General features: G+C 59.3%; 15 protein-coding genes and 1 tRNA gene. 4 read left to right on the top strand and 12 right to left on the bottom strand.

Annotation, left to right across the window (positions count from 1 at the left end; genetic code table 11):
* Nucleotides 1–84: 84 nt before the first annotated feature.
* From AKU79_RS09655 to AKU79_RS09625, 7 genes are all read right to left on the bottom strand, one after another.
* Nucleotides 85–882, bottom strand: coding sequence for a carnitinyl-CoA dehydratase (locus AKU79_RS09655; protein ID WP_050523370.1), 798 nt, complete (start codon nt 880–882; stop codon nt 85–87).
* A complete protein-coding gene (locus AKU79_RS09650) occupies nt 879–2,873 on the bottom strand; it encodes an acetate--CoA ligase family protein (protein ID WP_082223989.1) in 1,995 nt (664 codons plus the stop codon). Before AKU79_RS09650 ends, AKU79_RS09655 begins: the two co-directional genes overlap by 4 nt.
* A 289-nt stretch (nt 2,874–3,162) precedes the next feature.
* Nucleotides 3,163–4,326: an acyl-CoA dehydrogenase family protein gene (locus AKU79_RS09645; RefSeq protein WP_050523369.1), complete on the bottom strand. Its 1,164-nt coding sequence runs from the start codon at nt 4,324–4,326 to the stop codon at nt 3,163–3,165.
* A gap of 3 nt (nt 4,327–4,329) precedes the next feature.
* Nucleotides 4,330–5,076: an SDR family oxidoreductase gene (locus AKU79_RS09640; RefSeq protein ID WP_050523368.1), complete on the bottom strand. Its 747-nt coding sequence runs from the start codon at nt 5,074–5,076 to the stop codon at nt 4,330–4,332.
* Nucleotides 5,073–6,533 (bottom strand): carnitine 3-dehydrogenase, encoded by a 1,461-nt coding sequence (locus AKU79_RS09635; RefSeq protein ID WP_050523367.1) that lies wholly within the window; start codon nt 6,531–6,533, stop codon nt 5,073–5,075. Before AKU79_RS09635 ends, AKU79_RS09640 begins: the two co-directional genes overlap by 4 nt.
* Nucleotides 6,534–6,631: 98 nt before the next feature.
* Nucleotides 6,632–6,949, bottom strand: coding sequence for a hypothetical protein (locus AKU79_RS09630; protein WP_156209628.1), 318 nt, complete (start codon nt 6,947–6,949; stop codon nt 6,632–6,634).
* Between the two features lie 13 nt (nt 6,950–6,962).
* Nucleotides 6,963–7,877: a BKACE family enzyme gene (locus tag AKU79_RS09625; RefSeq protein WP_050523365.1), complete on the bottom strand. Its 915-nt coding sequence runs from the start codon at nt 7,875–7,877 to the stop codon at nt 6,963–6,965.
* A gap of 80 nt (nt 7,878–7,957) precedes the next feature.
* Here AKU79_RS09625 and AKU79_RS09620 point away from each other — a divergent pair, with 80 nt between their 5' ends.
* Entirely contained in the window at nt 7,958–8,923 is a 966-nt protein-coding gene (locus AKU79_RS09620) for a GlxA family transcriptional regulator (protein WP_050523364.1), read from the top strand.
* A gap of 219 nt (nt 8,924–9,142) precedes the next feature.
* On the opposite strand, the gene AKU79_RS09615 is transcribed toward AKU79_RS09620, so the two are convergent.
* A complete protein-coding gene (locus tag AKU79_RS09615; RefSeq protein WP_050523363.1) occupies nt 9,143–11,155 on the bottom strand; it encodes a M3 family metallopeptidase in 2,013 nt (670 codons plus the stop codon).
* Between the two features lie 170 nt (nt 11,156–11,325).
* On the opposite strand from AKU79_RS09615, the gene AKU79_RS09610 reads away from it, so the two are divergent.
* Nucleotides 11,326–11,787, top strand: a complete 462-nt coding sequence (locus tag AKU79_RS09610; RefSeq protein ID WP_050523362.1) for an MmcB family DNA repair protein — start codon at nt 11,326–11,328, stop codon at nt 11,785–11,787.
* 89 nt (nt 11,788–11,876) lie between these two features.
* Here AKU79_RS09610 and AKU79_RS09605 read toward each other — a convergent pair whose 3' ends face one another.
* Nucleotides 11,877–12,086, bottom strand: coding sequence for a DUF6324 family protein (locus tag AKU79_RS09605; RefSeq protein ID WP_050523361.1), 210 nt, complete (start codon nt 12,084–12,086; stop codon nt 11,877–11,879).
* A gap of 114 nt (nt 12,087–12,200) precedes the next feature.
* On the opposite strand from AKU79_RS09605, the gene AKU79_RS09600 reads away from it, so the two are divergent.
* Both AKU79_RS09600 and AKU79_RS09595 read left to right on the top strand, forming a co-directional pair.
* A tRNA-His gene (locus tag AKU79_RS09600) sits at nt 12,201–12,277 on the top strand.
* Nucleotides 12,278–12,561: 284 nt separating this feature from the next.
* The gene (locus AKU79_RS09595; protein WP_050523360.1) at nt 12,562–14,889 is read left to right on the top strand and encodes a Tex family protein; all 2,328 of its coding nucleotides are present in this window, start codon (nt 12,562–12,564) and stop codon (nt 14,887–14,889) included.
* A gap of 46 nt (nt 14,890–14,935) precedes the next feature.
* Here the strand turns inward: AKU79_RS09595 and AKU79_RS09590 are convergent, their stop codons facing one another.
* The 3 genes from AKU79_RS09590 to AKU79_RS09580 form a co-directional block, all read right to left on the bottom strand.
* Nucleotides 14,936–15,631 (bottom strand): hypothetical protein, encoded by a 696-nt coding sequence (locus AKU79_RS09590; RefSeq protein WP_050523359.1) that lies wholly within the window; start codon nt 15,629–15,631, stop codon nt 14,936–14,938.
* A 114-nt stretch (nt 15,632–15,745) separates the two neighbouring features.
* Nucleotides 15,746–16,654, bottom strand: coding sequence for a carbohydrate kinase family protein (locus tag AKU79_RS09585; RefSeq protein ID WP_050523358.1), 909 nt, complete (start codon nt 16,652–16,654; stop codon nt 15,746–15,748).
* Nucleotides 16,651–17,700, bottom strand: coding sequence for an ABC transporter ATP-binding protein (locus AKU79_RS09580; protein ID WP_050523357.1), 1,050 nt, complete (start codon nt 17,698–17,700; stop codon nt 16,651–16,653). The genes AKU79_RS09585 and AKU79_RS09580 overlap by 4 nt, the downstream gene beginning before the upstream one ends.

Raw genomic sequence — 17,700 nt, 5'->3', positions numbered from 1 at the left:
GGCCCAAATACCTGCCACCTTTTGCATAAAGCGCAATGACTGCCGGTACGGGCCAGTGTGTTGGGCGAAAGACCTGGCCCCGCCTTAACGACCTTTCCAAACCGGATCACGCTTTTCGGCAAAGGCCTTTGCCCCCTCTAACTGATCCTCGGATGAATAGAGCCTGTCAACTGTCGCAAACTGCCGTTTGGTGATACGGTTCAACGCGTCCTGGAAACGCATATCCTCGGCCTCACGCACCACTTCCTTGATCGCGGCATAAACCAAAGGCGGACCGGATTCGAGCAAGCGTGCCAGATCCCACGCCTTGGCCAACAAATCTGCCTGCGGATGAATTGCTTTTATCAGCCCCCAGCGCTGCGCCTCATCGGCATCAAACCAACGGCCCGTCAGCAAAAGATCCATCGCGACATGGTAAGGAATGCGTTTGGGCAGCTTGATCGAGGCCGCGTCGGCCACCGTTCCCGACCGGATTTCCGGCAGCGCAAAACTTGCGGTCTCGGCGGCCAGGATCAGATCGCAAGACAGCGCCAGTTCTAACCCGCCACCACAGCAAATCCCGTTCACAGCAGCGATTACCGGCTTGTTCAAATGCGGCAATTCCTGCAAGCCGCCAAAGCCGCCAATGCCGTAATCGCCATCGACTGCATCACCCTCAGCCGCGGCTTTCAGGTCCCACCCCGGGCAAAAGAATTTTTCGCCCGCAGCGCGCAGGATGCAGACCCGCAAAGCATCATCATCGCGAAAATCGCGAAACACCTCGCCCATTACCCGGCTGGTCACCAGATCAATCGCATTGGCTTTGCCACGCGACAAGGTGACCTCTAGAATGGCCCCTTCAGAGCGCGTCAAAATCGGGCCATCGGTTCGCATTTGCATCATAGCGCTTCCTTCCAAATTACTGCATCCGCCGCGACGGCACCTTGTTCGCGCACCATCAGCGGGTTGATCTCTATTTCTTCCAACGTCTCGTCTTGCATCAGGTTTTGCAAGCGCATGGCAACGTCAACCACAGCTGAAACATCGGCACGCGCGCGACCGCGATAGCCATCCAGCAGCGGCCATAACCGCAACTGGCGCAAACCGGTGTCGATTTCAGCGGGGGTAACAGGGCAAATCAAGGTAACCGTATCACCCAAGAGCTCTGCCGTAACACCACCAAAGCCAAGCGTCAGCGTCACACCATAGACCGGATCGCGCCGAATGCCGATCAGCAGCTCGGCCACTACCCCCGTCACCATTTCTTCGGCCAGATAACCCGTAGCGCCGGGCATTGGCGCCTGCCCCTGCAGGCTCGGCAACCCAAGACGCACAGCGCCGTTTTCGGATTTATGCGCAAAACCCAAGCCCTTTAGCGCGAGCGGCGCTGCAAGTTGGCGGGCTGCGACGTCGAGCGTCTGCAAATCCGGCGCAGACACCCCGCGCGGCACTCCAACCCCTGTTCCGGCCAAAAGCGCCTTTGCCGAAGCTTCGTCCATCAAAGCAAGTCGGGTCGGCTTGCGCGACGGCAAGGGCCGCCACCCCGCCAGACCCGGCGGCGTTTGCGCCGCGACCAAGGCCCCAAGGGCAGATTCAAGCCCCATCAGCGGCACAGTACCGCGCGCCATCATCGCTATCGCGCGATCCTCATCAAAATTTTCTGGCAAGGAGGCGACAGGGAAGGCCGGCTTACCGGTGCGCTTGGCAGCTTCTTCAATCGCAAGCAAAGCAGGCTCGAACGAGGCAGGATCGCATAGGTCAGGGCGCGGCGGGTCAATGATAAACACCCCCGCGTCATACCCCGCCAGCATTGTCGCAAACACATCCGTGGTGCGCGGCCCGTCACCCCAAATAAAGGTATGATAATCCAACGGGTTATTGATCGACACAATCGGCCCGAGGATTTCACCAAGGCGCGTGCGCTGTTCCGTGGTCGGCGGATCAAACGAAATACCGAAAGGCGCCGCCAGATCCGCAACCAGACCCGCCTCGCCGCCCGAACAGGACAAAGAGCACAAGCGCCGCCCGAGCTGCGGCCCGTGGACATGGAAAATCTTGAGCGTTTCCAAAAGCTCAGGCAAAGTCGCGGCCTCAGCCACGCCCGCCTGGCGCAGGAATGCCGAAGACGCGGCCCCGCCCCCCGCCAGCGCCGCCGTATGCGAGGCCGCCGCCATCCGCGAGGCCTCGGTCTTGCCAGACTTCAGGCAAACAATACCTTTGCCGGCAATGCGTGCCGCCTCGGCCACCGCTGCAAAACCCGGCGCATCATCAATACCTTCGACATAAAGGCCAAGCGCGGTAACCCTATCATCCGCCAGAAGTGCAGCCGCCAGATCGGCCAGGCCCACCTGCGCCGCATTGCCCAAACAGGCCACATAGGCCACAGGCAAGCCACGCGCCTGCATGGTCAGGTTGATCACGATATTCGAAGATTGCGACAGCAGCGCCACGCCCCGTTCCACCCTGCGGCCACCGTGTTGATCGGGCCAAAGCAACGCCCCATCAAGGTAATTTATAACGCCATAGCAATTAGGCCCGAGAATAGGCATGTCGCCTGCGGCCTGCACCAACTCGGCTTGCAAGCCCGCCTCGCCCGCCTCGGTCCAACCCGATGCAAAACAGATTGCGCCACCCGCGTTAATCGCGGACAGGCTACGCACGACCTCAACCGTCGCGTGCCGATTTACGCCGATGAACGTGGCATCGGGTGCGGCGGGCAAAGCCTCGAGAGAAGGAAATGCAGGAACTCCACCAATAGACTGTTTATTCGGATGAACCGGCCAAACATCCCCTTCAAACCCCATCTTACGGCATTGTAAAATAACGTTCTCGGCCCAAACAGACCCCAGCACGGCAATAGAGCGCGGCCGCAACAAGCGAGACAGCATCACCATGCGCCCCCCTCGGCAACCAGCGCAAAAGCGGGGCGCTGCCCCACCTCGCTTGGCAAGCCAACCGAGGTTCCCCGGGATATTTTTGGATAGATGATGGGGGAAAGAGGTCGCTCTGTCTCCAGCCAAGGAGACAGAGAAACATCACCTATCGCGGTCATCGGCGTCCCCGCCTGTACCGCTAGATCATTATGCAGGCTCATAGTTAACAATCCGTTATTCATCTATCTGAAAATATCCTCGGGGGGAATTCGCCGTCAGGCGAAGGGGGGCAGACAGCCCCCGCTTTGTTTCACCCACCATGCGCCCGTAAAAGTTGGCGGCTGATAATGTGACGCTGGATCTCGGAGGTGCCTTCCCAGATCCGCTCTACCCGCGCATCCCGCCAGATGCGCTCCAAAGGCAGGTCATCCATCAAGCCCATACCACCATGGATCTGGATCGCCTCATCCGCGACCATGGCCAACACCTCGCTGGCTTTCAGCTTGGCCATAGACATGTCAGCCTCGGTCACGTTGCCTTGATCAAACCGCCATGCGGCGTCCCATGTCAGCAGTTCAGCGGCTTTCAACTCCATCGCCATGTCGGCGAGCTTGAAAGAAACGCCTTGGAACTTGCCAATTTGCTGGCCGAATTGCTCGCGCTCGGCGGCGTATTGGATGGCGTGGCCCAAGGCACGGTCGGCGCGGCCAAGGCAGGTTGCGGCGACTTGCAGGCGGGTGGCGCCCAGCCATGTATTTGCCACGTCAAAACCTTTGTGCACCTCGCCCAGCACCTGCGCCGCTGGCAGACGGCAATTGTCAAATTCCAGCACCGCATTGGTATAGCCACGGTGTGATACGTTGCGATAGCCATCGCGGACCGAATAGCCCGGCGTGCCTTTATCGACAAAAAACGCAGTAATCAGTTTTTTCTTACCGCGCGGCGTGTCTTCCTCGCCTGTGGCCATAAACACGATTGCGAAATCGGCAATGTCGGCGTGGCTGATGAAATGCTTGGTGCCGTTCAGCACCCAGTCATCGCCATCCTGCCGCGCGCTCGCCTTCATGCCGCGCAGGTCAGACCCAGCCCCCGGCTCGGTCATTGCCAGACAATCCCATTTTTCGCCACGAATACAGGGATGCAGATAGCGTTCGCGCTGTTCTTCGGTACCGGCCAGCAAGATATTCGACGGCCGCGCCACGCAGGTCCAATGCAAGGCATAGTTTGCCCGCCCCAGCTCGCGCTCATACAACAGCCAAGACAGCGTATCGAGCCCCGCACCGCCCACCTCCTCGGGCATGTTCGCGGCGTAAAGGCCGGCGCTGATCGCTTTGGCCTGCACCTCGCGGATAATTTCCATCGGCAGGTGGCCGGTGCGTTCGACCAACGCCTCATGCGGGTAAATCTCGGCCTCGACAAAGGCGCGGGTGGTGTCAACGATCATGCGTTGTTCGTCAGTCATGCCAAAATGCATCGGTTACACCTTTGGATCAGGGTTAATGGTAAAGCCGTCAACGGCGATGACCTGGCCCGCGATACGCGGGGCGCTGGCCAGAAATACTGCCATATCGGCCACGTCTTGTGCAGTGACCAGACAGCCCAGCGCAGTACCTGCGGCATAGCCTGCCGCGACCGCCTGCGGGGTCATACCCTTGGCCTCGGCCTCGGCGGCAAACACGCGGTCAATGCGCGGCCCTTCGACCGAGCCGGGGGCGATGGCATTGCAGCGAATGCCCTTGGGGCCCAGTTCCATCGCGGCGGTTTTCATAAGCCCGATGATGGCCCATTTCGCCGCAGCATAGGGGCTGCGATACGGGAACCCGTACAGCCCCGCCGTCGATGAGGTAAAGATCATCGCGCCGCCCTGCTGCATCAATGGCGCCGCATGCTTGACCGTTAGAAAGGCACCATCGAGGCACACCGCCAAACAGTCACGCCACGCGTCCAGATCGGTATCAACAATGGCCGATGTAGGGCCTTTGACGCCTGCGTTCACGCAAACCACATCCAGCCCACCCCACTCGGCCTGTACCTCGGCCATCAGCGCGGCCATGCCCGCCTCATCCGCCACGCTAACGGTGCTGCCGCGCAAGGTAGCGGGCAAGGCGGCAATCGCGGCGGCGTCAACATCCGTCACCCAAACCTGCGCGCCGGTGGCGGCAAAGGCCTGCGCCATCACCAGCCCAATGCCTGCCCCCCCTGCCGTTATCAGAACGCGGCTCATTTGCGCTGGCCAGTAAACCGCCCAACGCTGGCATCACGGGGCAGCACTGCATGGGCCTTGGCCACAGGCATCAAGCGGTCCAAGATCGCCGCAGGTGCCGCCACCGTACGCCCTGCTTTCATATCGACATGCAGCAACATCTGCTCGATCGTCGCCACATCTGCCCCGTCTTTCTGGATACGAACAAAGATATGCAACCGCTTTTCATCGGCGGCCAAAACCTGCACCGAACCCGTCAAACGGTCGCCCAGCTTGGCCTCGCCCTTATGCATGATATGGCTTTCGGCGGTGTAATAGCTGAACCCGCTGGCCACATAGTCCATATCGGCACCAATAAACCGCAAGAACGCGTCAGAAACCTCTGAACTTGCAAACAAATAGCGGCTTTCGGTCATATGGCCGTTGTAATCGATCCACGACGGCAACACTTGCAAATGCGCCAAGACCATCGGCGCTGCCGCCACATCACGGGTCCCATCGGTATAGGCCACGCGGCGGCGTTCGTCGTGTTCCCGTAACACCTTACCAGCGCCCCAGTTGCGGTCTTTCAAGGCCCGCAGAAAGCCCACAAGGTTGCCGTCGCGAATGCGCTCCAGCTCTCGGATGCTATAGGCCCCCGATTGCGCATCCGACTGGCCAGCGATCAGATCCACCAGCTCATCGGTAAACTCTGGCACGTCGGTCAACTTGGTCCAAGGCCACTGCAAACACGGGCCAAACTGCGCCATGAAGTGCTTCATCCCTGCTTCGCCACCGGCCACGCGATAGGTTTCAAACAGCCCCATCTGCCCCCAGCGCAGGCCAAAGCCCATGCGGATCGCCTCATCAATTTCTTCGGTCGTGGCGATACCGTCCTTGACCAGCCACAGCGCCTCGCGCCAGACAGCCTCTAGAAAACGGTCTGCGATATGGGCGTCAATTTCCTTGCGCACATGCAGCGGGAACATACCGATTTCGCGCAAAATCTCCTTTGCCCGCTCAATCGCGGCCAGGTCAGAGGCAGGCGAAGGCACAACCTCGGCCAAGGGCAGCAAGTAAACAGGGTTGAAAGGATGGGCGACAAAAATCATCGCGGGATTCGCGGCGTTTTGCTGCAATTCCGAGGGTTTAAAGCCGGAAGTTGAGGAACCGATCAAAGCGTCGGGGCAAGATTGCTGGATTTGTGCAAAAACGCGATGCTTCAACTCCAACCGTTCCGACACGGATTCCTGAATATACTCGGCCCCTTCAACGGCCTCGGTAATCGTGTCGGCCATGGTCAACACACCTTCGGCCACCATCGGAATGTCCGACAGCGCAGGCAATGCGGCCCGCGCATTGGCCAAGACCTCACCGATTTTGCGCGCGGCCTCGGGGTCCGGGTCAAAGACCGAGACATTCCAGCCGTTCAGCAAGAACCGCGCGGCCCAACCGCCGCCAATAACCCCACCGCCTATGATTGCCGCTTTGCGTGCCATGTGTTTTTCCTACATCCTAATTAAACTTATGCGGGCGCTTGTCCCGGCCGTTATTCCGCTGCTTTGGCCCCTCGGCAGGTTTGGTCCGCTAACCGTCGCTAGCGGCTTGCATACGCAACCAATAGCCCCACCGCGCCACCCAATATAATCAACAGCTTGCTACGGTTTGGCACCGGCCCTTTGATGAAAAACCGCAACATTAGCCATCGTCCCAAAGCGCTCAAAAGCACCAAGAGGCCGACAATCGAAACCAACCAAATCGTTTGCAAACCCTGACCACTAGCCGAAGCTCCGCCATTCCACAGATATGTGCCGGTCATTGCCGCACAGGCCGCAACTGCAATCAGCCCCAAAAGACGCGGGCTGGTCACGGTTTGTGGCGCAAGGACCGATATCATGATGACGATAGCGAGCATTTGCAGATTTCGCTCATCTTGGCAAAGGCGCCCGTTTTTCCAGTTGCAACCGCGTGCGCACCTCGGCAGGCGTAATCACCCGCGCGCCCAGCGCGGTGATAATGCCAACCGCACGCTCGACCAGCTGCGCATTGGTCGCCAAAACGCCCTTGTCCAACCACAGGTTATCTTCCAAACCAACGCGCACGTTACCACCCGCCAACACAGATGCCGCAACATAGGCCATCTGGTTGCGGCCAATCGAAAACGCCGACCAGTTCCAATCGCTTGGCACGTTATTCACCATCGCCAAAAACGTGTTCAGATCATCCGGCGCGCCCCATGGCACGCCCATGCACAGCTGCACCAGAACCGGATCAGGAATGATCCCTTCCTTTGCCAACTCCTTGGCCAGCCACAAATGGCCGGTATCAAAGGCCTCAATCTCAATCCGCACACCCGATGCCGCCATGCGCTTGGCCATATCGCGCAACATGCCGGGGGTGTTGACCATCACATAATCGGCCTCGTTAAAGTTCATCGTGCCACAGTCGAGCGTACAAATCTCGGGACGGCACTCTACCACATGCGCCACACGCTCCTCTGCACCCGCCATATCGGATGTGCTGGCCATCCGGCCCATGTTTTCCGTACCATCAAACAGCAAATCCCCGCCCATGCCGGCCGTCAGGTTCAACACCACATCGATTTCTGAGTCGCGGATCCGCTCGGTCACTTCGCGGTAAAGCGCAGGGTCACGGCTCGGTTTGCCAGTTTCGGGGTCACGCACATGGCAATGCACAATCGCGGCACCCGCTTTTGCCGCCTCGATCGCGCTTTCCGCGATTTGCTGGGGCGAGCGTGGCACATGCGGGCTGCGGTCTTGGGTGCCACCCGATCCGGTTACGGCACAGGTGATAAAAACCTCTCGGTTCATTTGCAGCGGCATTGGAATCTCCCTTTTGTCTCTCGGTTGCGGGCCAGCTTAACGGCCTTGGCAAATGCTGTTTTGCAATATACGAAATATTTATGGCAAAACACGCAACTCTTTTCGCCCCCTCAACCGAACCGCTTACTTTGGCGGTCTTGGTACTCCCCCAAGCCTCAATCCTCGAGGTGGCAAGCACATTGGACCCGATGCGCTCGGCCAATCGTCACTTGGGGTCACAGGCCTATCGCTGGCGCATTCTCACCCCAAACGGCGCCCCGATTCCGCTGACCTGCGGCATAGAACTGCCCTCCTCTGGCACATTGGAGCATGCCGGAGAGGCAGATGCCTTGGTGGTCATCGCGGGGTTCAAACAGGCCGAGGTCGCCACACGCCCCCTCATCGCGTCCTTACGGCGCGCGGCCCATCGCTTCACGATGATCGGCGGAATAGACGCTGGCCCTTGGGTTCTGGCCCGCGCGGGCCTGTTAAACGGCTACCGCGCAACCGTGCATTGGGAAGATTTCGAAGACCTCGCCGCCGCCCACCCCGAAATTGACGTGGCCCCCGACCGTTTTGTCATCGACCGGAACCGCTTTACCGCAGGCGGGGCCGCGCCTGCCGCAGATTTCATGCTGCACCTGATCGGCAGCAGGCACGGCCCCGCAGTCGCGCGCCAAGTTGCCGCCAGTTTCATCACGACACCACAGTCTGGGTCCGAACCGCAAATGCAAAGCAGCCACCAAAAACTGGATCCACGCCTTGCCAACGCCATCTCGCGGATGGAAACACGGCTCGACATGCCCGAGCATATCGCCGATCTGGCCCGCAATCTCGGCCTGTCAACGCGCCGTTTGGAAACACTTTTCCGCACAACGCTGAACCAAAGCCCCGCTGCCTACGCGCTCGGCCTACGGCTCGCGGCCGCGCGACGCATGATAACCGACACCCATCACCCGCTTGCCGAAGTGGCACTACGCACCGGATTTTCCAGCCAATCGACCCTCAGCCGCGCCTTTCAACGCGCCTTTGGCCGCACCCCTAGCAGCTTGCGCAAATCGTCCTGACATCATCTATCTACAAATATCCCACGGGGGTCCGGGGGTGTGAAACCCCCGGCTTTCTCTTGGGTCCGGGGGGTGTGAAACCCCCGGCTTTCTCTTGGGTCCGGGGGGTGTGAAACCCCCAGCCTTCTCTAGGGTCCGGGGGGTGTGAAACCCCCAGCCTTCTCTCGGGTCAGGAAAGGACCCCAGTTTTTTCCATCGGCACGCCGCCCTCAACTAAGCCTACGCCACATCCAACAAGCCGCGTCCCTTCAACAATGGCTCTACCCCGGGCATACGCCCGCGAAACTGTGTATACAGCGCCTCCGCATCCTGGCTTCCGCCTGCCGAAAGGATAAACCTCTCCAGCCGCGCCGCCACATTCGGGTCAAACGCATCACCGGCCTCTTCAAAAGCGGCAAAGGCATCTGCATCCATCACCTCGGACCACATGTAGGAATAATAGCCCGAGGAATAGCCGTCACCTGAAAACACATGCGCAAAATGCGGGGTCGCATGGCGCATACGGATAGCATGGGGCAAGCCCAATTCCGCCAAAACCTCGGCCTGTTTCGCCATCGGATCGGCGGGTGCTGCCCCTTCATGAAAGGCCAAATCAACCAAAGCACTTGCCAAAAACTCAACTGTGGCAAAGCCTTGGTCATAAGTCCCCGCAGCCAAAAGCCGCTTCAACATATCAGCAGGCATCGGCGCGCCCGTATCCACATGCCGCGCGTGTTTTTCCAACACTTCTGGCACTTCCAGCCAATGCTCGTACAGCTGGCTTGGCAGTTCCACAAAATCCCGCGCCACACTTGTCCCCGAGATGAACCCATAGGTCACATTCGACAACATCTGGTGCAGCGCGTGGCCAAATTCATGGAACAATGTCCGCGCATCATCGTATGACAATAACGCAGGCTCACCCTTGGCAAAATTGCACACATTCACCACGATCGGCCGCACATCTCCGCCCAACTTTTTCTGCGACCGCATAGCCGAGCACCACGCGCCCGAGCGTTTCGACCCACGCGCAAAATAGTCACCCAAGAACACCGCAATATGCTGCCCCTTGCGCGTGACCTCCCATGCGCGCACATCCTTGTGATACAGCGGCACATCAAGCGCCCGGAACTCCAACCCGAACAAGCGATTGGCACAATCGAATTGCGCGGCCAGCATCGCCTCAAGGCTCAGATACGGTTTCAACACCGCCTCATCTAAATCATGCTCCGCCTTTCTGCGCTTTTCCGAATAATAGCGCCAATCCCAAGCCTCCAACGCGCTGTTAACGCCATCAGCATGCATCATCGCCTCTAGCACTTCGGCATCCGCGATTGCTTTGGCCTTTGCAGGTTCCCACACCCGCATCAACAAATCCCTAACGGCTTGCGGGGTTTTCGCCATTTCCGGCTCTAATTTGAAATCCGCAAAACTGGCATAACCCAGCAGCTTTGCCCTTTCTTCTCGCAGGGCCAGCGTCTCGGCTGCAATTGCACGATTGTCATTGGCATTGCCGTTTTCGCCCCGCGCCACCCAGGCCTCATAGGCCCGCTGCCGCAACGCCCGACGCGGTGAAAATTGCAAAAATGGAACAATTAGCGATCTATTCAGTGTGATAACCGGCCCGGATACACCCTTTTCCGAACCAGCGGCCCGCGCACTGGCAATCACAAAATCGGGCAAGCCCTCCAGATCAGCTTCGCTGATTTCCATGAACCATTCCCGTTCATCCGCCAGCAGGTTTTGGCTGAACTGGGTGCCGAGCACAGCAAGACGCGCCTTTACCGCCGTCAACCTGTCTGCTGCATCCCCCCGTAACTGTGCACCCGCGCGGATAAACATCTGGCGGTACAGCTCCAACACCCGCAGCTGCTCACCCGCCAACCCGTTGCGCGCAGCCCAGACCGCCTCTATCCGCGCGAACAACGCAGCGTTATTGGTGATTTCAGACGAAAACGCACTCAGCTTCGGCGCCAGATCACGCTGCAATGCTTCGCGCACAGGGGTGCTATCTGCACCGGCAAGGTTGTAAAACACCCCCGCCACGCGGTCCAGTTTGGCCTCGGCTTGCTCCATCGCCTCAATCACATTTGCAAAATCGGGGCTGGCAGGATTGTCGGCAATTGCAGCCACATTCGCGCGCGCTTCGGCCAATGCGGCGTCAAAGGCGGGGGCGAAATCGTCATCCTTAATCCTATCAAAAGGCGGCAGGGCAAAATCTTGGGTCCAGTCGGATAAAAGCGGATTGGTCATCGGGATCTCCTTTGCGCACAAGCTATGCAGCCCGACCGCATTCGTCCAGAGCACGCGTATCGAATTACCTGTGACCACCTCGCAGGGGACGGACGCCAAGGGTGTTTTCCCTATCAACTGTCAAATCCCACCCCTTGCCAAACGTTCCCGCTTCGTTCACAATTTCAGACATGTTGTCATCCACGCTCACCCCCGGCCAGAAATTGGCACAAGGCACCTGCCGCCACCTGCAAACACACGGCTTTGCTTGCGTTGAAGAATTGGTCCCGACCGCGGGCCTGCGCGTCGATGTCATGGCCTTGGGCCCAAAAGGCGAAATCTGGGTGATCGAATGCAAATCCTCGCGCGCCGATTATCTGACCGATCAGAAATGGCACAAATACTTGCCCTGGTGTGACCGGTTCTTTTGGGCGGTCCAGACCGATTTCCCCACCGAGTTGCTTCCCGATGGCACTGGCCTGCTTTTTGCTGATGAATATGATGCCGAAATCATCCGCATGGCCAACGAGTCAAAGCTCGCAGGCGCGCGGCGCAAGTCGGTTACCCAAATCTTTGCCCGTACGGCCGCACAGCGCCTTCAGGCCCTGCGCGACACAAGGTTTGGTCAGGTTTTTACGCCTTCGCCCGAATAGCCGCACCAAACGCTCTATCATCTATCCAATAAATATCCTCGCCGAAGGCACCCGCCCCCGGCAGCAGATCTGGCGCCAGCCCGTCGCGCTCAGCGCTTTTTCTTGCCAGCGCCGTCGCCCATCGCACGCGCCGCCGCTGCGGCAGCGCGCAGTTCTTCGGCAATCTCTTCGGCTTCCTCCGGGTCAAAGTCCAAAGGCAATTCTACGCCATCGCCTTCGACATACAGCCTCACCATGCCCATGCTCGTCGGCCCAATCTGCAAATTGGCCGCAACATCGCTCTGTTTATCAATCCCCATGACCCAATCCTTTAACCAATTCGGTTTTTTCCCGCATAAACCGAACCGTCTCGTCTGACAAGCGTTCCAAAGGGTATTGCATTCACCGCAAGCACGGTCTAAATCGCCACCAGTGCCGCGTTAGCTCAGTTGGTTAGAGCGCTTGATTGTGGATCAAGAGGTCCCCCGTTCGAGCCGGGGACGTGGTACCATCCCCCCAATATCACGTTGTTTAAACAGGTTTTGCCTTGCGCCCATAGGGCAAACCGCTAGCGTTTACTGATCGTCATATCAGGGATTCGGCCATGAAATACTTGCTCGCACTCAGCCTTCTTACCCTTTTGTCAGCCTGTGGTGACGGTATCCCGGTGATTCCCTTTATCTAAGGCAAGGCACGCAACCTAATTTGCCAAGAGTGTTTGCACCCACTCTTTAGGGTCTTGGCCCCGCCGTAACGCTTGGCTATTGTCCGGTTTCCCAACAGGAAGCCGTTAGCATGACCCCAGATCTCGCCGCCCGCATTGCCCGCCTTATCGCCTCGGAAATCGGGGCAAACCCCGGCCAAGTCGTTGCTGCCGTTGACCTTTTGGATGGCGGCGCAACCGTGCCTTTCGTCGCGCGCTACCGCAAAGAGGTCACCGGCGGGCTGGATGACACCCAGCTGCGCAACCTCGCCGAACGACTCGCCTACCTGCGTGAACTCGAATCACGCCGCGCGGCGATTCTGTCCTCGATCACCGAGCAAGGCAAACTAACCGATGATCTGACCGCCAGCCTGACCGCCGCCACCACCAAGGCCGAGCTGGAAGACATCTACCTGCCCTATAAGCCCAAGCGCCGCACCCGCGCGATGATTGCCCGCGAAAACGGCCTTGGTCCGCTGGCCGAGGGTATTCTGGCCGATCGCAGCGCCGATCCCGTTGCCTTGGCGGGCAGCTATCTGAATGCCGAGGTCGCCGATACCAAAGCCGCCCTTGAAGGCGCGCGCGACATCATTGCCGAAGGTTTGGCCGAGGATGCTACGCTTTTGGGCAAGCTGCGCAACCATATGAAATCGGTGGGCCGCCTTGCTGCCACCGTCGTTGCAGGCAAAGAGGCCGAGGGCGCCAAGTTCTCCGACTATTTCGCCCATTCCGAACCCTGGCATTCCGCCCCTTCGCATCGCGTTCTGGCCATGCTGCGCGGCCGGAATGAGGGTTTTCTAAGCCTCGATCTGGAAATTGACCCCGATGCCCCGCGTGGCACTTCTCCCTGCGAGTCGATGTGCGGCGCCTCATTGCAGGCAAGTGGCACAGGCAAAGGCGATCTTTGGTTGCGTGAGGTTGCGGCTTGGGCTTGGCGTATCAAGTTGAAAACCAGTCTGACACTTGATCTTATGGGCGATCTGCGTGACCGTGCCGAGGCCGAGGCCATCCGCGTTTTTGCGCGCAATTTGAAAGACTTGCTTTTGGCAGCCCCCGCTGGCGGCAAGGCCACGATGGGGCTTGATCCGGGTATCCGCACCGGCGTCAAAGTCTGCGTGATCGATGCCACGGGCAAGTTGTTGGCCACCGATACGGTCTATCCGTTCCAGCCCAAAAACGACCTGCGCGGCGCACAAGTGGCGATTGCGCAGCTGATCGGCAAGCACGGCGTTGGCCTGATTGCCATCGGCAACGGCACCGCCAGCCGCGAAACCGAAAAGATGGTTGCCGATCTGCTGGCCGTTCTGCCCGCTACCGCCAAAAAGCCCACCAAGGTTATCGTGTCCGAGGCCGGTGCCTCGGTCTATTCCGCGTCGGAACTGGCCGCGCGCGAGTTTCCCGATCTTGACGTGTCCCTGCGCGGTGCCGTCTCGATTGCCCGCAGATTGCAGGATCCGCTGGCCGAACTTGTTAAAATTGAACCCAAAGCGATTGGCGTCGGCCAATACCAGCATGATGTTGACCAGCATCGTTTGGGCCGCAGCCTTGAAGCCGTGGTCGAAGACGCGGTGAACGCGGTTGGCGTTGATCTGAACACCGCCTCTGCCCCCCTGCTCGCCCGCGTGTCAGGCGTGGGGCCGGGCCTGGCCGAGGCGATTGTTGCCCACCGCGACGCCAACGGCCCTTTTGCCAAGCGCCGCGACCTGCTGAAAGTTGCGCGGCTGGGGCCGAAAGTGTTTGAACAGGCGGCTGGTTTCTTGCGCATTTCCGGCGGGTCAGAGCCATTGGATGCCTCGGCAGTGCACCCGGAAGCCTATGATATTGCGCGTAAAATCGTCTCCGCCTGTGGCCGCGACCTGCGTGAGGTGATGGGCTCGCCCAAACTGGCGCAGCTTGATCCGATGACCTTTGTCGATGACCGCTTTGGCCTGCCCACGATCAAAGACATTCTTGCCGAGCTGGAAAAACCCGGCCGCGACCCGCGCCCCGAGTTCAAAACCGCGAGTTTTGCCGAAGGCGTCGATGACATCAAAGACCTCAAACCCGGTATGATGCTGGAAGGCACGGTGACGAATGTCGCGGCCTTTGGTGCCTTTGTTGATATCGGCGTGCATCAGGATGGTTTGGTCCATGTCAGCCAGTTGGCCGACAAATTTGTCAGCGACCCACATGAGGTGGTGAAAGCCGGTGATGTGGTCAAAGTGCGGGTGGTAGAGGTGGACGTGCCGCGCAAACGCATTGGCCTGACGATGAAGAAAGACAGCGGCGAGGCGCGCGAGCAAGCCTCGGAACGGCGGGCAGAACGGGGTGGCGACAAACCCAAAGCCCCGCCCAAACCGGCACAGATGCAAAGCGCGCCGAAATCTACGGCGGCGGCCAACCCGTTTGCCGATGCATTGCGCGGAAAATTCGGCAAGTAAAAAAGGCCCGGCTGCAATATGCCGGGCCTTTATCACATCATATCAATCAGTTGGTCAAAATGTAATAGCTGTTGCGCTTGCCACCTTGGTTGGCAACCGTGACGTTGAAATACCCGTTCCAGCGCGGCACAAAATCGCAATAAAACTTGTCATAGACCCGCGCCGGGCAACCGACACGGTTGCCGTTCTCATCGGTTACCACCACCGCAAGCGGCGCATCGCCATCGCCCGAAATTCCGATTTCGGCATAAGAGTTGCCGTAAAACGGGATCCGCCAGACATCAATCGCACCCGCAGGCAAGCGGCTCATTTGGCGGGACGCCCCGCCAATGCGGCCGCGCGCGCCTTCGGCCTCGGCATCCTCAATCAGGCCCAAGATGGTTTCATCGCCCGCCGCAAATTCACGGGCCGAGGCCAGCATCATTGCAACATCCGCCGGTGCATCGGCCACATCGGCCTCTTCGGTCACGCCTTCGGTCAGCTTTTGCTCGCCCTCGCGTTCAACATCGGTCATTTCGACACCTGCAGCAAGTTTGGCCGCCGTCAGCGCCATCAGCGCATCTTTGTTCGCCAGACTGATCGTATAAAGCCCCTGCGCCATATCAAATTGCGCCACACCACCAGGCTGGCCGCTTGCAGCCTCATCCACGTTCGGGCCGGATTTATCCTGTGCCAGAACAGGGGCAGCAAACCCGACAAGCGCCGTGGTAGCCAAAATAATTCTTAATGATTTAAATGTCATCTTATGCTTCCTCTGTTTAAAATCTCCGCATCGCCGCGGTCCTTACCAAAACAATTGCATTGAAATTAAGGTTTGAGAAGCCTGTTTTATGTGACAAATCCCGTCACCGGTTGGCTATTCAGCGGCACCGCGATACCTGGCCAAACGGGCCAGGCCACGCGCGCCCCCCATGCGGGCCAGCGCCACACTCGCGGAATGGGCGCCAGCGTCCAGACATTCTGCCAGCCCGCACCCCTCTAACCAGCGATCCAGAAAGCCCGCGTTAAAGGCATCGCCCGCACCGACTGTATCCACGACGTCCACCTTCAGGGCTGGCCGCACCGTTTTGGCGCCGCCCATGATCGCTTCGGCGCCGTGACTGCCCTTTTTCACCACGACCAAATCCGCATAATCGGCCAGTGCGGCATGCCGGGCAAGGGCCTCTGCCTCTGCCTGATTGGGCAAGAACACGTCCACACCGCGCAGCAGGTTTACCAGATCATCCCGCGCCAAAATCTCGGCATCCCAGGCACAATCAACCGAAACAGACATGCCCGCAGCCTTGGCCAGCGCCACCAGTTGCGGCATATCGGCAAGGCTAGCCAACTCGCCGATATGCAAATGCGCATACTTGCCACTTTTGATCTGCGCAGGCACCGTATCGGGAACTGCGGCCCCGCTGCGGCGGGTTACAAAGGCACGGTCGCCGCCCGTAACCATCGCAACCGTAATCTGCGGGTCCGCCCCGATGGGCGCGCAAACGCAAGCGTCCAGCGCAATCCCGGCCGCGCCCAGCTCATCCGCGATTTGGCCAGCAAAGGGCTCGGCCGGAATGACGGCGGCCAACCCCGCACCACGCCCCATCGCAGCCAGATAGGCCGCCGTGATATAGGCCCCTCCACCTGCTGCCATGACCATCGCGCTGGCATAGACCTCTTGCCCCGCGACGGGTGGCCCCGACAGACCGGACATCACCACATCACAATACAACCGCCCCGTACACAGCACGCGCTTTTCGTGCTTTGCCGGTTTTGCCGCGCTCATCTGATCGCCTTTCCATCGGCGCCGAACAAATGCAGGTTTTCTGGCGCCACCGACAATTGCACGACAGCCCCCAAAGCGGGCGGGTTGCGACCATCGGCACGCGCGACAACCTCTTGCCCGCCGATATCAACATAGGCGAGCGTTTCCGAACCCAGAGGTTCCAACACCGTGATCCGCCCTTCAAAACTGCCCGCCTCCTCCGTGACGAGCAGATCATCGGGCCGGATGCCCACAGTGACTGCCGCACCCTCTGCGACCCCGGTCGCGCGGGCAATTTTCCGCCCTGCAACCTCGACCCCTTGCCCCTTGGCACGCCCTTCCAACAGGTTCATCGACGGCGCGCCAATGAACTGCGCGACAAAGATATTTGCCGGTTTATGAAACACCTCGGCAGGTGTGCCAACTTGTTGAATATGCCCATCTTTCATAATTACGATTCGGTCGGCCATCGTCATGGCCTCGACCTGATCATGGGTCACAAAGATGATCGTTGTGTTAACGCGTTGGTGCAGTTTCTTGATTTCCAACCGCATCTGGCTGCGCAACTGCGCATCAAGGTTCGACAATGGCTCATCAAACAAAAACACCGCTGGGTCACGCACCATTGCGCGGCCAATCGCAACCCGCTGGCGTTGCCCGCCTGAAAGCTGCGCAGGCTTGCGGTCCAGATACTCGGTCATCGACAACATCGCGCCGACCTCTTCGATGCGCTTTTCTTTATCGGCCTTTGGCATCTTGGCCCGCCGCAACCCAAAACCGATGTTCTTGCGCACTGTCATATGCGGGTAGATCGCGTAGTTCTGAAACACCATCGCAATATCGCGGTCCTTGGGTTCCAGATGGTTCACCACCTGCCCACCGATCGAAATTTCACCGCCCGACACTTCTTCCAGCCCTGCAATCATGCGCAAGGTCGTCGATTTGCCGCAGCCCGAGGGGCCGACAAACACGACAAATTCGCCGTCGCCTATCTCTAGGTTCAGCCCGTGCAGCACGCGGGTTTTGCCATAGGCCTTGGTCAGGTTTCGCAAGCTTACGGTTGCCAT

This window comes from Pseudorhodobacter wandonensis (genome assembly GCF_001202035.1).
In the GTDB taxonomy this organism is placed as follows: domain Bacteria; phylum Pseudomonadota; class Alphaproteobacteria; order Rhodobacterales; family Rhodobacteraceae; genus Pseudorhodobacter; species Pseudorhodobacter wandonensis.
Note: the sequence above shows the minus strand (reverse complement) of the source record. Positions and strands in the feature narration are given on the sequence as shown.

Bases quoted from the DNA above. Each gene is read 5' to 3' on its own strand.
- AKU79_RS09595 (WP_050523360.1), top strand. From the start codon at position 12,562: ATGACCCCAGATCTCGCCGCCCGCATTGCCCGCCTTATCGCCTCGGAA.
- AKU79_RS09640 (WP_050523368.1), bottom strand. From the start codon at position 5,076: ATGAGCCGCGTTCTGATAACGGCAGGGGGGGCAGGCATTGGGCTGGTG.
- AKU79_RS09655 (WP_050523370.1), bottom strand. From the start codon at position 882: ATGATGCAAATGCGAACCGATGGCCCGATTTTGACGCGCTCTGAAGGG.
- AKU79_RS09635 (WP_050523367.1), bottom strand. From the start codon at position 6,533: ATGGCACGCAAAGCGGCAATCATAGGCGGTGGGGTTATTGGCGGCGGT.
- AKU79_RS09590 (WP_050523359.1), bottom strand. From the start codon at position 15,631: ATGACATTTAAATCATTAAGAATTATTTTGGCTACCACGGCGCTTGTC.
- AKU79_RS09610 (WP_050523362.1), top strand. From the start codon at position 11,326: ATGTTGTCATCCACGCTCACCCCCGGCCAGAAATTGGCACAAGGCACC.
- AKU79_RS09650 (WP_082223989.1), bottom strand. From the start codon at position 2,873: ATGGTGATGCTGTCTCGCTTGTTGCGGCCGCGCTCTATTGCCGTGCTG.
- AKU79_RS09620 (WP_050523364.1), top strand. From the start codon at position 7,958: ATGGCAAAACACGCAACTCTTTTCGCCCCCTCAACCGAACCGCTTACT.
- AKU79_RS09615 (WP_050523363.1), bottom strand. From the start codon at position 11,155: ATGACCAATCCGCTTTTATCCGACTGGACCCAAGATTTTGCCCTGCCG.
- AKU79_RS09625 (WP_050523365.1), bottom strand. From the start codon at position 7,877: ATGCCGCTGCAAATGAACCGAGAGGTTTTTATCACCTGTGCCGTAACC.
- AKU79_RS09630 (WP_156209628.1), bottom strand. From the start codon at position 6,949: ATGCTCGCTATCGTCATCATGATATCGGTCCTTGCGCCACAAACCGTG.
- AKU79_RS09605 (WP_050523361.1), bottom strand. From the start codon at position 12,086: ATGGGGATTGATAAACAGAGCGATGTTGCGGCCAATTTGCAGATTGGG.
- AKU79_RS09580 (WP_050523357.1), bottom strand. From the start codon at position 17,700: ATGGCAACCGTAAGCTTGCGAAACCTGACCAAGGCCTATGGCAAAACC.
- AKU79_RS09585 (WP_050523358.1), bottom strand. From the start codon at position 16,654: ATGAGCGCGGCAAAACCGGCAAAGCACGAAAAGCGCGTGCTGTGTACG.
- AKU79_RS09645 (WP_050523369.1), bottom strand. From the start codon at position 4,326: ATGCATTTTGGCATGACTGACGAACAACGCATGATCGTTGACACCACC.